Source organism: Zobellia alginiliquefaciens, assembly GCF_029323795.1.
Classification (GTDB): Bacteria; Bacteroidota; Bacteroidia; order Flavobacteriales; family Flavobacteriaceae; genus Zobellia; species Zobellia alginiliquefaciens.
In genome coordinates, this window is sequence record NZ_CP119758.1 from 3,340,616 (window position 1) to 3,354,828 (window position 14,213).

Annotated in this window: 12 protein-coding genes and 1 pseudogene; 4 read left to right on the forward strand and 9 right to left on the reverse strand. The window is 36.1% G+C overall.

Going from position 1 to position 14,213, the window contains the following annotated elements:
* Nucleotides 1-17: 17 nt before the first annotated feature.
* Complete coding sequence (locus P0077_RS13955) at nucleotides 18-2,267, reverse strand: penicillin-binding protein 1A (protein WP_276165829.1); 2,250 nt, start codon at nucleotides 2,265-2,267, stop codon at nucleotides 18-20.
* A gap of 106 nt (nucleotides 2,268-2,373) precedes the next feature.
* Between P0077_RS13955 and P0077_RS13960 the strand changes: the two genes are divergently transcribed.
* A complete protein-coding gene (locus P0077_RS13960) occupies nucleotides 2,374-3,144 on the forward strand; it encodes a S1/P1 nuclease (RefSeq protein WP_276165830.1) in 771 nt (256 codons plus the stop codon).
* Nucleotides 3,145-3,153: 9 nt separating this feature from the next.
* Here P0077_RS13960 and P0077_RS13965 read toward each other — a convergent pair.
* The 3 genes and pseudogenes from P0077_RS13965 to P0077_RS13975 all read right to left on the reverse strand — a co-directional run bounded on the left by P0077_RS13965 (nucleotide 3,154) and on the right by P0077_RS13975 (nucleotide 5,136).
* Nucleotides 3,154-3,433: pseudogene (locus tag P0077_RS13965) on the reverse strand (TIGR03643 family protein).
* 216 nt (nucleotides 3,434-3,649) lie between these two features.
* Nucleotides 3,650-4,249 carry an alpha-ketoglutarate-dependent dioxygenase AlkB family protein gene (locus P0077_RS13970; RefSeq protein ID WP_276165831.1) on the reverse strand — a complete coding sequence of 200 codons (600 nt, stop codon included), beginning with the start codon at nucleotides 4,247-4,249 and terminating at the stop codon, nucleotides 3,650-3,652.
* Nucleotides 4,249-5,136 (reverse strand): AraC family transcriptional regulator, encoded by an 888-nt coding sequence (locus tag P0077_RS13975; RefSeq protein ID WP_276165832.1) that lies wholly within the window; start codon nucleotides 5,134-5,136, stop codon nucleotides 4,249-4,251. The genes P0077_RS13970 and P0077_RS13975 overlap by 1 nt, the downstream gene beginning before the upstream one ends.
* A gap of 215 nt (nucleotides 5,137-5,351) precedes the next feature.
* On the opposite strand from P0077_RS13975, the gene P0077_RS13980 reads away from it, so the two are divergent.
* Complete coding sequence (locus P0077_RS13980) at nucleotides 5,352-5,936, forward strand: hypothetical protein (RefSeq protein WP_276165833.1); 585 nt, start codon at nucleotides 5,352-5,354, stop codon at nucleotides 5,934-5,936.
* Between the two features lie 62 nt (nucleotides 5,937-5,998).
* On the opposite strand, the gene P0077_RS13985 is transcribed toward P0077_RS13980, so the two are convergent.
* Nucleotides 5,999-6,358 (reverse strand): DoxX family protein, encoded by a 360-nt coding sequence (locus P0077_RS13985; RefSeq protein ID WP_276165834.1) that lies wholly within the window; start codon nucleotides 6,356-6,358, stop codon nucleotides 5,999-6,001.
* On the reverse strand, nucleotides 6,355-7,089 hold the full coding sequence (locus tag P0077_RS13990) for an MOSC domain-containing protein (protein WP_349292954.1): 735 nt from the start codon (nucleotides 7,087-7,089) through the stop codon (nucleotides 6,355-6,357). The genes P0077_RS13985 and P0077_RS13990 overlap by 4 nt, the downstream gene beginning before the upstream one ends.
* Before the next feature lie 214 nt (nucleotides 7,090-7,303).
* Between P0077_RS13990 and P0077_RS13995 the strand changes: the two genes are divergently transcribed.
* Nucleotides 7,304-8,902, forward strand: a complete 1,599-nt coding sequence (locus P0077_RS13995; protein ID WP_276165835.1) for a solute:sodium symporter family transporter — start codon at nucleotides 7,304-7,306, stop codon at nucleotides 8,900-8,902.
* Nucleotides 8,903-8,965: 63 nt separating this feature from the next.
* Nucleotides 8,966-9,775, forward strand: a complete 810-nt coding sequence (locus P0077_RS14000) for an inositol oxygenase family protein (RefSeq protein ID WP_276165836.1) — start codon at nucleotides 8,966-8,968, stop codon at nucleotides 9,773-9,775.
* A gap of 55 nt (nucleotides 9,776-9,830) precedes the next feature.
* On the opposite strand, the gene P0077_RS14005 is transcribed toward P0077_RS14000, so the two are convergent.
* The 3 genes from P0077_RS14005 to htpG form a co-directional block, all read right to left on the reverse strand.
* Entirely contained in the window at nucleotides 9,831-10,205 is a 375-nt protein-coding gene (locus P0077_RS14005; protein WP_276165837.1) for a hypothetical protein, read from the reverse strand.
* Between the two features lie 297 nt (nucleotides 10,206-10,502).
* Nucleotides 10,503-11,849, reverse strand: a complete 1,347-nt coding sequence (locus P0077_RS14010) for a hypothetical protein (RefSeq protein ID WP_276165838.1) — start codon at nucleotides 11,847-11,849, stop codon at nucleotides 10,503-10,505.
* Nucleotides 11,850-11,950: 101 nt separating this feature from the next.
* Nucleotides 11,951-13,843 carry a molecular chaperone HtpG gene (htpG, locus tag P0077_RS14015; RefSeq protein ID WP_276165839.1) on the reverse strand — a complete coding sequence of 631 codons (1,893 nt, stop codon included), beginning with the start codon at nucleotides 13,841-13,843 and terminating at the stop codon, nucleotides 11,951-11,953.
* Between the last annotated feature and the right edge of the window lie 370 nt (nucleotides 13,844-14,213).

Below are 14,213 nucleotides of genomic sequence, written 5' to 3' on the forward strand. Positions count from 1 at the left end.
GGTTTGGTTTTAAATTTTTAATTTCTCTTTCTAAACTCTTTAGTCTTTTTCTTGTCAGGGTTTTTAAACAAACGTTTAAAAAAGCCGTCGCGTTTAATAGGTTCACAGTCTAGCATTTCCAAAGTGGCGGGATTAGGGCGTTTGAACTTTGCCTTTGTAATCTCGTTATAAGATGGATGTTTGTTCATTTCTTGCATCCATTTGGCAAAAATAGGAAGGGCGGCATTTGCTCCTTGTCCTAAACTGGTACTTCGGAAACCGATTTCATGATGGTCCAATCCTACCCAGGTAACGTGCAGTAATTTTGGTGTAATGGCCACAAACCATGCATCTTTGTTGTTTTGTGTAGTTCCCGTTTTTCCGGCAATGTCATTATTCAATTTATATGAAGAACGAATTCTTGAAGCGGTGCCTTCGTCAATAGTACCTTTCATCATTTCTACCATAATTTGTCTTGTCTCTTCAGAAAAAGCCTTTTCTGCAGCCCTTTTAGGTTCAAATTTGGTTAAAAGGGAGTCTTTTCTATCCGTAACTTTCTCTATGAGATATGGAAGAACGGCCCTTCCGTCATTGACATAGCTAGCATATGCCCCGGCAAGTTCGTTCAAGTAAATCTCACCCGTACCCAAAGCCAAAGAAGGTTCTGCCGGTAGTTTGGAGAATATACCCATGTTTTTTGCTACGGTAATAACATTGTTGATTCCAGCTTCTTCCATAACCTTAACGGCAACGGTATTTACAGAATGGCTCAACGCTTGTTTCATTGAATAGTTGAGGTACGTCTCGTCTTTATCCCCCGAATTACTGGGCGACCATCCTTTTAGGTTTTTATACTCTACCTCTTCCGCAGAAAAATAAGTGCAAGGCAATATTCCAGTTTCGAGTGCTGCTGTGTATACAATCGGTTTAAAAGTAGAACCTACTTGACGCTTGCTCTGAGCAACGTGGTCGTATTTAAAGTGTTCAAAATCTACGCCACCGATCCACGTTTTTACGGCTCCTGTTTTTGGGTCGATACCTAAAGAACCTGTATTCAGGAATTTCATGTAATGGGTAATACTGTCTATAGAGCTTCCCTTAATGGTTTTCTCACCATCCCAATCGGTCAGGACCAATTGCTTTTTAATGCTGAGGGAATCCATAATTTGTGGATGTTCCAGACCTTGTTTTTTGAGTTTCCTATAGACCTCTGAATTTTTAACCACTTTTTCAATCAGCTTTTTGTTCGTTTTCCATGGCGCATTCTTGCCGTAACTTTTTTCAAAGCTACTTTGTAACGATTTCATATGGTCTCGCATAGCCTCTTCCGCCCAAAACTGCATGTTGTAATCTAGCGTAGTGTAAACTTTTAAGCCGGAAGTATAAATGTTGTACTCGTTGCCTTCCTCTTTCTGCTTTTCATTCCATCTTAGCAATTGCTTTCTAACTTCTTCCCGAAAGTAAGGTGCTAACCCGGCATTGTTATCAAATTCACGATAGTCCAGTTTTGTTGGGATATCAGTTAGGCTATCTTTTTGTTCTGCGGAAATGTAGTCATTGTTCGCCATTGAGAGCAACACCAGATTTCTTCGAGTAAGACTTCTTTCTGGAAATATCCGAGGGTTGTAACCATAGGTAGCCTTCAACATACCCACTAAAACAGCAGCTTCCTCAACGGTTAATTCGTTTGTTTTCTTATTGAAAAATTTGAGAGAGGCACTTTCAATCCCAAAAGTATTATCACCAAAAGAAACGGTATTCAAGTAGTGGGCAAGGATTTCATCTTTCGTATAGATTTCTTCCAATCGTGAAGCAATGAACATCTCCTTAACTTTATCGACCACAATGTTGGCCCTTTTTCTATCCCTTCGGGGATATAAATTTTTAGCAAGCTGTTGTGTTAAGGTACTACCGCCACCTGCTGACTGGTCTTGCATCAGTACGGTCTTTACGGCTACACGACCCAAACTTTGGTAGTCAATACCTTTGTGGTCATAAAAACGTTCGTCTTCAATGGCCACCAATGCATTCAGCACATGTTTGGGAATAGCTTCAAAAGGAATGGGTTGCCTATCGTACAAATAAAATTTACCAATAAGCACACTATCGGCCGTATATACTTCTGATGCCCTTTGGTATTGGAAGTCGGATAACTCTTCTTTACCCGGTATTTTGCCCCAGGCACCCCAGTAAATACTAATAATAAATACAAAGAAGAACGCAACTAATGTAAGAAGTGCTAAAACGGCATATCTTAAAAATGGAGACTTTATTTTTTTTAAAATCAAACTGATAAATTTTATGGGTGCAATATCAAATTAAAAATCGAAACCCTTGAGTTTCTTAACAATAGATTAAACTTCATTTTTTTACTTTTACCGCTAAATTTATTTCATGCGTAAAATAGTATTCTTTCTGTTCTTAATAACAACGCTTTCTAACGCAAATGATGGTGAATGGTCTAAAACTGGACACCGAACAGTGGGCGAAGTTGCGCAACACCATCTTTCTAAAAAAGCAAAGAAGGCTCTAAAAAAACTTTTGAACGGAGAGAGCCTTGCCCATGTATCTACGTTTGCAGATGAGATAAAAGCCGACAGGGCCTATAAAGAATTCAGTGCGTGGCATTATGTGAATATTCCTGAAGGCAAGGATTATGCTGATATTGAGCCTAGTGAGCATGGAGACCTTATTATTGGTATAAATAAATGTATAGAAATCATTAAAGATGAAAACAGTAAAAAAGAAGACAAGGTTTTCTACCTTAAAATGCTGGTTCATTTAATAGGAGACCTGCATCAGCCTATGCACGTTGGCCGCTTTGAGGATAAAGGAGGGAACGATATTCAGTTACAATGGTTCAATCAAGGAACAAATTTACATAGGGTGTGGGACTCCAATATGATCGATGATTACGGAATGAGCTATACCGAACTGGCATCTAACTTACCGGAAGTTTCAACGGAACAGGTGGAAGCTATTCAGGAGGGGGATATTTATGATTGGGTTGAAGAGTCTCAGGAAATTGCAAACAAGTTGTATGACTCCGTAGAGATGGGTGAGAAGTTATATTATCGCTATAGTTATAATTGGTGGGGTACCGTAGAAACGCAATTGCAAAAAGGTGGCCTACGCTTGGCAAAGGTCTTGAACGAACTTTTCTAATGGCCCTTATTAACGTTTTGATATTTTGTTCATAGAAATAGTACGCTGTCTGGTACTTTTAAACCGGTGGTCATTGGTAGTGTTTAATTTTGAGTGTTTGGAGCTCCTACCTTGAACCCTTTTTCGCCACATTCTAAAAACTGCTTGGTTTTAGGGTATAACGCATTATATCAATTGTTTCCTGTTCTGATATGCCAAATTGAAAAGTAATTGCATCAAAAGGGGTGCGGTCTTCCCAAGCCATTTCTATTATTCGGTCTAATTCTCTTTCTGTAAAATTCTTTTTCATAGCTATGTAAAATTACAAAAGACCGAATAAAACAAATGATTCAATAGGACTAAAAAATAAGAAATTCAACGAGAATATACATAAATAGGTATCATCTAGCGTTATATTTAAGTAGATGGTAGCGAGGAAATTAGTCGGAGCCCAGCGGTTAAAGACAGTAGCCTTCTCATAAGTAAAGGGCAAAAAAAAATCGGTCATTTTTAATGGCCGATTTTTTTATATCACTATTCTAAAAGTTAGGTTAATACGCTCGTCAACATCTTTTGCGGTCTTTGGAATTTGATGTAACCAATGTTTTTGTGTAGAACCTTTCATGATTAAAAGACTACCGTGCTTCAATAGAATCTTCTTTTTTAGGCTTTTGTTTTCTCTATGTTTTAGGTGAAAGAAGCGTTCTTGTCCCAGAGTTACCGAAGCAATAATTGGATTTTCTCCCAACTCTTTCTCATTATCTGCATGCCAACCGTTGCTGTCCTGCCCATTCCTATAGAGGTTGAGGAGGCAGGTGGTAAATGTTAAATTCGTTATTTTCTCCACCTTTTTTTTAACCCCTAACAATTCAGCCGTAAATGCATATGGCTTCATAATAAGGTTAGAGTAGGAGTAGGGCTTTCCGTTATTTCCATATAATGCCGTAAGTCTAGGTTGCGCATAGGTTTTACCGAATACGGTAATATCATCTTGTTGCCAGGGAGTTTCTTTTCGCAGTACATTAAAATAACCATCAGCCTCTTCCTGATCCATAAAATTGGGATAATAGATGATATCACTATCAGGTAAATTTAAATGTATTTCATCTGAGAACAGACCGTTCATTATTTAAGAACCGTTTTCAATTCGTTTCTATATTCAGAAGGGTTTTGTCCTGTAAAGTTCTTGAACTGTTTATTAAAGTGAGAAAAGTTGTTGAATCCGCTTTCAAAACAAACCTCCGTTATACTTAATGGTTGTTCTGCCAAAAGCTTAGATGCATGTACCAAGCGATACTCGTTTACAAACTGAACAAAAGTCTTATTGGTAATCTTTTTAAAGTAACGACAGAAAGAAGGAACGGTCATACTAACCATATTACTTATCTCATCTAAAGTAATCTCTTCTTTAAAATTGTTTTTAACGTGATTAAAGACTACGTTAATACGGTCGTTGTCCTTTACTTCGGTTTCCATAGAGAATCCTTCGGCATTGAGAATTTTAAACTCTTTGGAGCTACCCAATTCGTTTAAGATGTTCAATATGGAAAGTAAACGTTGAAAATGCGTCTGGTATTCCAGTATCTGCATTTTCTCACCTATCTTTCTTTTGGTCTTACCAGAGAAGGCAATACCACCTTTGGCCATTTCAAAAAGGGATTGGATTTTTTTCATCTCTGGAATATTAAAAAAATCATTTCCTAAGAAATCCAACTTCATTTGAATAACAGTCTCACTTTCATTACCGGTAAGTTCATTGGTGAGTCCACAATGCGGTAAATTACTACCTATTAATATAAGGTCTCCTTTAGAGTAGTATGACACATGACTACCAATCTGTCTTTTCCCCGATCCACCATTAACGTGAACTAGTTCTATTTCCGGATGATAATGCCAGACCGTATTCTTATTGTTCTTACTCGCATCAAATCTTTGATACGTATAAGAATGCCCAAAACTTGGTTCTATAGACTCAAAAGCGGGCTTCTGATTTATTAGTGGGGGTTTACTCATAGTACAAAATTAAACAAGCTATTTCTTGATTTCTTTGCAAAATTAACCAAAATATATTCAATCTTACCCTAAAGGCCATTTTAGTATATGAGCGATGGTAAAATAGCACATTTATTGGCGAATTGTGGAGTAGTGAGAGGGGAAAAACAGCGGTAAGTTTGTACTGTAATATTAACCTACCCTGTTTCACAACAGGATACTAAAACAAAAACGATATGAAAAGAGTAGTAAGAACCGCCGCAATGATCGCTTTGTTATTATCTACAACAGTTGGCTTTGCCAGCGAACCCAAACTTAGCGTTGTACCTAATGAAAATGTAAAAAGCTTTGTATATGAACTAGATTCCCATGCGGGAAGAACAACTATCAAGTTCATGGACGAAGAGCAAAATATTATATTCTTTGAAACTGTTGAAAAGGCTGACTATGCCAAGAAATTTGACCTTTCTAACCTTAAAGATGGTTTGTACTTCTTCAAATCTGAAGATGAATTAAGTTCAGTTTCTTACACAATTAGTGTAAAAGGAAAGGATATTGAGATAGTTGATAAAAAAGAAAACAGCAAGCCAGTTTTTAGAGTAAAAGAAGGTATGGTTTTCTTGAACTTATTGAACCTTGACAGCAAAGATGTTGAAATAAAGGTTTTTGATAGCAGTAACAGATTGGTCTTCTCGGAAAAAAGAGAAAACCAAATGGTTATTGAGAAAGCATTTGATTTTACCAAAGCCTACGAAGGTGAGTACACCGTTGTAGTAAGAGATAGTAAGGAAACTTATTACAAAGAGGTTTCGGTAAATTAAGATAGTTTAAGTTGAGTTGAGTTAATTGCCCCTAATGTTGTTGAGAGCGTTAGGGGCTTTTTTTATAGCGGTAAGTAGCTATAAGCCCAATACATTAGAGCAAATTGTAAAGGCAATCTCAAAAGCAACAACCATTTTGGAAAGCCTGCCGAAGCTTTTTTGCTAGATAGCATGTAAAAGTGCACCAACAAGAAGATGGCTAGCATAGGAATTAGACCATAAATGGCGTAGTTTTTTGTGGGAGGCAGACAAATGCCGATTCCCAAAACAATTTCTGCTACGCCACTAAGAAGTACCAATAGTTTGTGATTGGGTAAATATTGAGGCATAATCCTCATATAGGATTTCGGTTTTATAAAATGCATGATGCCCGCCATCACGTAAATTATACCCATTAGGTATAAGTGCCAAGGATAATTCATGGTTTAGGTAAATGTTTTTTAAGTCGTTCTCGTTTGTATTCGGGCAATGCGGTATTTGATAAAGCCAGTTGCAATATTCTAGGATCCTTAGGGCGCATGTATAGAAGGTGATAGAAATCTTTTACCGTAAGCGTATTTTCTGATTGTTCCACTAAGGCCAGTGCATCTCCTTTTTTTACTTCTCCTTCTTCTAGTATGCGTACGTAGGTGCCTGGAAATCCATAATCTATGAACTGTTTTAAAACACTTTGATCCTCAAAACGGATACCTAATTTATAACAAGGTTCTCTGGGTTGGGAAACTTGTACCAATGCGGTCCCTAGTTTATAAATATCTCCTATTCGAATTTTAGATTCGTCCAGACCATTAATGGTCAGATTTTCACCAAACATACCCCAGTTCCAATCCAGGTTTGGATATAAGTTTTTCCAGTAGGCATAGTGGTTTTTAGAAAATAGGTAGCAAGCCTTGTTTACTCCTGCATGGTGCTTCCGGTCAATTATGGTGTCTTTGGCTACCTCTGTTTTTCCTAAAAATAGAGGTTCTTCAACCGGATATTTATATATACCGGTCAGCTCTTCTTTGCCGTTCCAAGCAATTGTGGTAGGGCTGCCAATATTGGTAGAGATAACTTTCATGGGATTAAAAATAGATAAACTAAAGGCAATTAACGAATGATAATTAGGGTTTAAAACATTGGTATTATGGTAAGGTAAAATATCTAGGTCCATATGATAGGCATTTTGTATTATGTTATGAGAAGCATTTTATTGGAGATAAACATCAAGTGGTCTCATGAATACTACAGTAAACGTCTTAATAATACAATTTTTCGTTTGCGCACACGAAAAGTTTGAAATTACACCGGTTTATTCATTTTATTTATGTTAATTTGATATTTATAGGAGGTTAATTTTTAATATTTCCTATTTAATATTGTTCTATATGGCATTATTGACATTTTTACTATTCACTGGTTTTGTTGCATTTTATGCTACCTATAAGCTTAGACGCGACAAACTAAATACCAAAGATGGTTACTTTTTAGGGGGTAGGTCTTTAACGGGAATTGTTATTGCAGGTTCACTGTTATTAACCAATATTTCTACGGAACATTTGGTGGGCATGAATGGATCGTCCTATAGAAATGGTGCTATAATTGTTGCTTGGGAAGTAACATCTGCTTTGGCACTGGTCGTTGCTGCGCTGTATTTTGCACCACGTTATTTAAAAATGGGATTGACCACAATTCCGGAATTTTTGGAAAAACGATTTGATGGACTCACACGCACGTTCGTAGCTATGCTCTTGATTATATCGTTTGTTGCTACATTATTGCCTATTGTTCTGTATACCGGAGCGCTGAATATAGAAGCTATTTTTGATATCTCTGAATTATTGAATGTTACGAAGAGCGAAGGCATATGGGTAACGATTTTAATTGTAGGCACTATTGGTGCCATATATGCCATTTTTGGCGGATTGAAGATGGTGGCCTATACGGATACTATTAATGGTTTTGGGCTTTTAGTAGCCGGCTTATTGGTTCCCATTTTGGCGTTATTGAGTATTGGGGAAGGAAATTTACTCGAGGGAATGGCAACTGTTTTTAATCATAGTCCCGAAAAATTTAATGTGGTGAGCAATGAGTCAGGGGTAGGTGAGGGAGCCCGTTCCGCAATATTACCGTTTGAAGTCCTGTTTACGGGTCTTATGGTGAACCAGATATATTTCTGGACTATGCATCAATCTATAATTCAAAGGGTGCTGGGGGCCGTCAATTTAAAAGAAGCTCAAAAAGGTCTGCTATTTACCGGTTTACTGAAAATTTTAGTGCCACTTGTAATCGTATTGCCAGGTTTAATCGGTTTTTATTATTTTGGAGAAAGCCTTTATGATAATCCGGATAATGTATATCCTCTTTTGGTGAAGAAAGTATTGCCGCTTTGGCTTACCGGTTTTTTTGTAGCTGTAATGATGGGTGCCATTTTAAGCACTTTTAATAGTGCTTTAAACAGTGCCGCTACTGTTTTTAGTTTGGATATTTTTAAAAAATACATTCAGAAAAATGCTAGTGAAAAGAAGCTAGTAATTATTGGGAAAAGTACATCCGCTATTTTGGCCGTACTGGCCATAGGTATAGCTCCTTTTGTAGCAAATGCTCCAGATGGTCTTTACCAATTGTTACAGCAATTGAACGGTATATTTTTCATTCCAATAGCTAGTGTTATTATTGCTGGTTTCCTTTTTCCTCGGGTGAGCGCTACTGGAGCAAAAGCAGGACTCGGGTTTGGATTGCTGTTCTACGTAGTAATGTATTATGTAATTGAAGTGAACCTTCATTTTATACATATATGGGGAATAGAATTTGTACTTAATATATTGATTATGCATTTGGTTTCGGCCTTTGCAAAAAAAGAAGAAAGATTTATAATGAAAGATGTGGGTGTTTTGAACCTTAAACCATGGAAGTATGCAAAACCCTTTAGTCTCTTTCTAGTGGTGTTTACTGTTATTTTATACCTTATTCTGGGGAATGTCTAAATGTTGCCCCGGGTAATGAAGTGAGGTAGTTGTGGTAAGTTGTTTAATGTTAAATTGTTAAAGATGGAAAAAACGTTCAGGGATTATGAGGCTGTAGATGTGTCGGCGGCTGTTAAGGAGCATTATAGAAAAATGCGAAAAAAGCAAACTGTAGACTATGTTAAGCGAATGAAGAAAAAGTATCTGACCTATGACAAGCCCATGGATTTGTGGGAAGCTATGGGGCACTTAAATAAGCTTATAGATGTAAGTGATCCGGATTTGGATTTGCCCAACGTACAACATTTAATACAGAGTGCCGAAGCCATAAGGCAAGATAACCGCCCGGATTGGATGCAACTTACCGGACTCATTCATGATTTGGGTAAGGTGATGTTTCTGTGGGGAAGCGATGAAGACGGAACCAGTCAAGACGAACAATGGGGAACTGTTGGAGATGTATTTGTGGTAGGTTGTGAATTTCCCAATACTTGTGTCTACCCAGAATTTAATCAGTTGAATCCGGATATGGCGGATGCCCGTTACAATACACCTACCGGAATTTATGAGAAAGGATGCGGTATGGATAATCTTGAATTGGCTTGGGGCCATGATGAATACTTATATCAGGTACTTGCAAACCATAAAGAAAATACTTTACCAAAGGAGGCAATGGTTATGATCAGATACCATTCTTTCTATCCTTGGCATACCGGAGGAAGCTATAAAGAACTACTAAATGAAGGAGATAAAGAATATTTGGAGCTGATTAAAGATTTTAATAAATACGATCTTTATACCAAATCTCAAAAAATATATGATTTAGAAGATGTAAGGGATTATTACCAGCCTATAGCAGAAAAATATTTGGGTAAAGGACCTATTTATTGGTAATCGATTTTTTGACAAAAAAATGTATACAGCCACTTTAATTAAAATAAAGTGGCTGTTATTTTCTTATCTCTATAATGCGGATAATTACTGTATTGTCGCTAATATTTTCTAGATCATGGATCATATCGTCTCTACCACTGGTCCAATAAAAACACTTTTTCTGTTCTATACGAAGCAAGGATATTCTTCCGTTGATATTTCTGGAAAGTAACAATCCATCGGTAAAACTGGTACAACTGCAGTCATATTTATGAATTCTGAACGGAAGACGCTCTTTAGGTTTTAAGATAATTTCCCTAAAAGCTAGTTCATCATTTTCAAAAAGAATTTCACCTATATCATCGCTGAAGTTACCTTCTTCAATTTCCTTGAGTTTGTCTTTATTCCAATTATCGAAATTACCTTTTGGGTTTAGTTCTGTTATGACCATGCAAAATGATTAGATTGTACTGTAGTGCACAATTGATAGGGGGAACAGGTGCAGTGACATGAAATTATGTAGTTTTTTTCAATCACAAAGATCATCAAGAATATTCATTAAAGAAAGTAAAATAGTACAAAATCTGATGAATATTTGTTGCATTTCGGTATAAACTGTTTAAATTTTAACAAGAATATATGGTTGAAATTAATTGAATTTTAGAAGAGACTGTGTATATGTTGTAATTTCTTGTATAGAATAAGGTTGAATAAAGATGACTGCGTTTCACAAAAAAAATAATTTTATTCAGGGGTAATACCAAAAAGGTATGGTGAGCAAAGTCTTAGAAATAGTTTTTGAATCTTCATTCCATTTGTTTTCTTTTGCAGGGCCAGTAATTGTTAATACATGTTTTCCATCTGAAAGATTCTTGATATTTAAATAAGTCTCAAATCCTAATCTTTTTTTTGCATTTCTGGAAACCACAAAATTACTAGTATAGGGCAGTGAGTCTATTTTAATATAATAAAGCTGATCAACTGTTTTTAAATATAAATCTAGATTACTTTGCTTTTTTTCTCCAATTACCTCCTTCTTATCTACTGCTACGGAGACACCATCCAAGAAAGAAGAAGTATATCCTCTTTCATTATCATCAGATTTTAATGATTCATTTTTCTCTATTACAAAATCTTCAATATGTTCCCTATATGTCATAAAGACTTTTAGGTAGTTTTTATCGATAACTTTTGATGGTATGCTTGCAATATTAATGAATTCGGTATCCTTTAAAGTTTCGTTTTCATAATTTCTAGAGTCTGCATAAAACGATGTAGAATTATTTAAATTTAATAGGTAACCAGAGTTTTTATAATAAGAATCTGTAATTAGTGCTAATAGAATGTAGATGGGAATCAGTAATATAACTACTCTTTTGCCTAATTTGTTATCTAAGAAATTGTAGGCCAAAGGGCGATATAAAAAAGAGAAAGTAATTTTACTAAACACCCAGTATATTGGAAAGAAGAATTTTGAAGTCCATCTTTTTTTCTTGAGTATACCTTGACCGAAAAAATCAACCATTACAAAAAGAGAGGCCAATAAAAATAGAATTTCAATGAACCCTCCCAAAATTTCAAGAATATTTTCCGGAACGAATGTTAAGCTGTCAAGCAATTGGAAGCACAAATAAAAAGCAGAAAAAGCGGTAAAAATACCCGTGATATAAAAAATAAGGAGAAAGGAAATGGTGAACAGTATACTACAATAGTTCTCTAATTTAGAAATATAACGATCAAAAGAACCTACTTTTCTCTTTAAGTATGAATCGAATTTTTCAGAATAATTTAATTTTTCAAAATCAATATCACCGGAAACATATCTGAGGCCTATGGCTCCAATCCAGAGACCTCTAAGCAGAACGTGCAGTATAAGATTGAAGGTAAGTATATTGCAGCATATTAGAACTAATTGAAGGGCATTGGATTGTAATTCTTGGTCGGCCAATGACAACTTGAATAGTTTAATCTGAAGCGGCTCATAGGCCATAAGTAACCCGTAAATAGCGAATCCGGATATAATTAGTTCTAATTGCCAACTCTCTTGTTGAAGCTTATCTAACCATTTTTTAAATTCAGAACTGGTATAATCCATATCCTATACAAATTTGTTCGGAAGTTATGAATTTTAACAAGAAAAAACGCCCAATTGCTGAATTCAGCAATCGGGCGTTTTTGTATTTGTTTGGGTTGAAACTACTTCACCATATCATAACTACGTTTGATAAAGTTAGTCAACTCTTCACCTTTCAATAAACCTTTTGAAAGTCGTGCCAAGTCAATAGACTGGCTTATTAGTCGCTCACGTTTCTTAGCAGTTTTGGTGTTTAAAATTTCGCCTACCAATTCGTGATTGGTGTTTACGATAAGGTTGTACATATCTGGCATAGAACCCATGCCAAACATGCCTCCACCGCCACCGGTCTGCTGCATTTCTTTCATACGGCGCATGAATTCAGGCTCCGTAATGATGAATGGAGATGCATCACTATCCATCGGTTCCAATTGTATAGTATAACTCTTGTCCTCAATTACTTCTTCTAGGTTCTTTTTAAGAGTTTCCTTTTCCTCATCAGATAATTTAGAGATTTGAGTATCCTCTTTTTTAATAAGATTATCCAAATGGTCCGCATCTACACGAGCAAAAGAAACCTTCTCTTTAGATGTTTCCAATTTTTGCATTAAGTGACCAATGATGGGAGAATCCATCAACAGAACCTCATATCCTTTAGCTTTTGCAGCTTCAATATAACTGTGCTGAGAAACTTTATCCGAAGCGTACAGAACAACGAGCTTGTCATCCTTATCTGTTTGTGCTTCTTTAATTTTTTCTTGAAGTTCTTCAAAAGTAAAGTAAGAACCATCTACGGTAGGGTAGAGTGCAAACTTATCTGCTTTATCAAAGAATTTATCTTCGCTAAGCATCCCATATTCAATAACGATCTTAATATCGTTCCACTTTTGCTCAAATTCCTCTCTACTGTTTTTAAAGAGCGAATTCAATTTATCAGCTACTTTTCTAGTAATATAAGAAGAGATTTTCTTTACCGCTCCATCTGCCTGAAGATACGATCTAGAAACATTCAAAGGAATATCCGGAGAATCGATTACCCCACGTAACATGGTCAAGAATTCCGGTACAATACCTTCTACGTTGTCTGTAACAAAAACTTGATTTTGGTATAATTGAATACGGTCTTTCTGTACGTTAAGATCGTTTGTCAGCTTAGGAAAGTAAAGTATACCGGTAAGGTTAAACGGATAGTCTACATTTAAGTGAATGTGGAACAAAGGCTCCTCAAACTGCATAGGATATAGCTCACGGTAGAAATTTTTATAATCCTGGTCCTCTAGATCAGCCGGTTGCTTTGTCCAAGCTGGGTTAGGATTATTGATTATATTATCTACTTCTTGCGTAGGTGCAGGATCTTCTTCCTTTGCATCCTCTGGCTTAGGTAAAGTTTCCGTTTTCATTCCGAACTTGATCGGAATAGGCATAAACTTATTGTACTTGTTTAGAAGCTCGGTTATACGGTTCTCTTCTAAAAACTCAGTAGAGTCATCTGCAATATGAAGAATAATCTCCGTACCACGCTCTTGTCTGTCACCAGGTTCTAGCGTAAAGTTAGGCGAACCATCGCAGCTCCACAACACAGGCTCTGCATCTTCCTTAAAGCTTTTAGTGCTGATCTGCACTTTATCCGCAACCATAAATGCAGAATAGAAACCAAGACCAAAATGGCCTATAATTCCAGATTCTTTGGCGCCATCCTCATATTTGTTCAAAAATTCTTCAGCTCCGGAAAAAGCAAGTTCATTAATGTATTTTTTAACCTCGTCTTCGGTCATACCGATACCTTGGTCAATAACATGTATTTTTTTTCCTTCTTTATCAATTTTTACTTCTATTCTAGGACTGCCGTAGTCTACTTTGGCTTCACCTATAGAAGTAAGATGCTTTAACTTTAAAGTAGCATCTGTTGCGTTGGATATGAGCTCTCTTAAAAAGATCTCGTGGTCACTGTACAAAAATTTCTTAATCAGCGGAAATATGTTCTCCACCGAAACATTGATTTTACCTGTAGCCATAAATTATAAATTTTATAAATGTTCTTGCTAGCGCTTGAACTTTGTTTAATACTAGTTTTCTCTCTATTAAATAATAACAGAATAGGGTAGTGCTTACCTGTTGCGTAGTTGTCAAAAAAAATACCATATGCAAAGATTGTGACAAACTGACACCTTTAGCTGACTAAATTGTAGGCTTAAAATAATTTTTGTTTAATTTATTTTTGTTTTTGTTAAACATTTTATATATTTGATACAGATGTGATTAAGATTGCTGTGAAAGGGAAAATTTTCGATCAATATCACGTTTATAATCATTTATTGGTTAGGTTGTTTTAAAACGTGCTTTCATGCGAAAGCACGTTTTTATTTTCTCAAGAATTTGGTATAC

Coding starts and splice junctions, on each gene's coding strand:
- htpG (WP_276165839.1), bottom strand. CDS start 13,843: ATGGCTACAGGTAAAATCAATGTTTCGGTGGAGAACATATTTCCGCTG.
- P0077_RS13985 (WP_276165834.1), bottom strand. CDS start 6,358: ATGAATTATCCTTGGCACTTATACCTAATGGGTATAATTTACGTGATG.
- P0077_RS14000 (WP_276165836.1), top strand. CDS start 8,966: ATGGAAAAAACGTTCAGGGATTATGAGGCTGTAGATGTGTCGGCGGCT.
- P0077_RS13995 (WP_276165835.1), top strand. CDS start 7,304: ATGGCATTATTGACATTTTTACTATTCACTGGTTTTGTTGCATTTTAT.
- P0077_RS14005 (WP_276165837.1), bottom strand. CDS start 10,205: ATGGTCATAACAGAACTAAACCCAAAAGGTAATTTCGATAATTGGAAT.
- P0077_RS13990 (WP_349292954.1), bottom strand. CDS start 7,089: ATGGACCTAGATATTTTACCTTACCATAATACCAATGTTTTAAACCCT.
- P0077_RS13960 (WP_276165830.1), top strand. CDS start 2,374: ATGCGTAAAATAGTATTCTTTCTGTTCTTAATAACAACGCTTTCTAAC.
- P0077_RS14010 (WP_276165838.1), bottom strand. CDS start 11,849: ATGGATTATACCAGTTCTGAATTTAAAAAATGGTTAGATAAGCTTCAA.
- P0077_RS13975 (WP_276165832.1), bottom strand. CDS start 5,136: ATGAGTAAACCCCCACTAATAAATCAGAAGCCCGCTTTTGAGTCTATA.
- P0077_RS13980 (WP_276165833.1), top strand. CDS start 5,352: ATGAAAAGAGTAGTAAGAACCGCCGCAATGATCGCTTTGTTATTATCT.
- P0077_RS13970 (WP_276165831.1), bottom strand. CDS start 4,249: ATGAACGGTCTGTTCTCAGATGAAATACATTTAAATTTACCTGATAGT.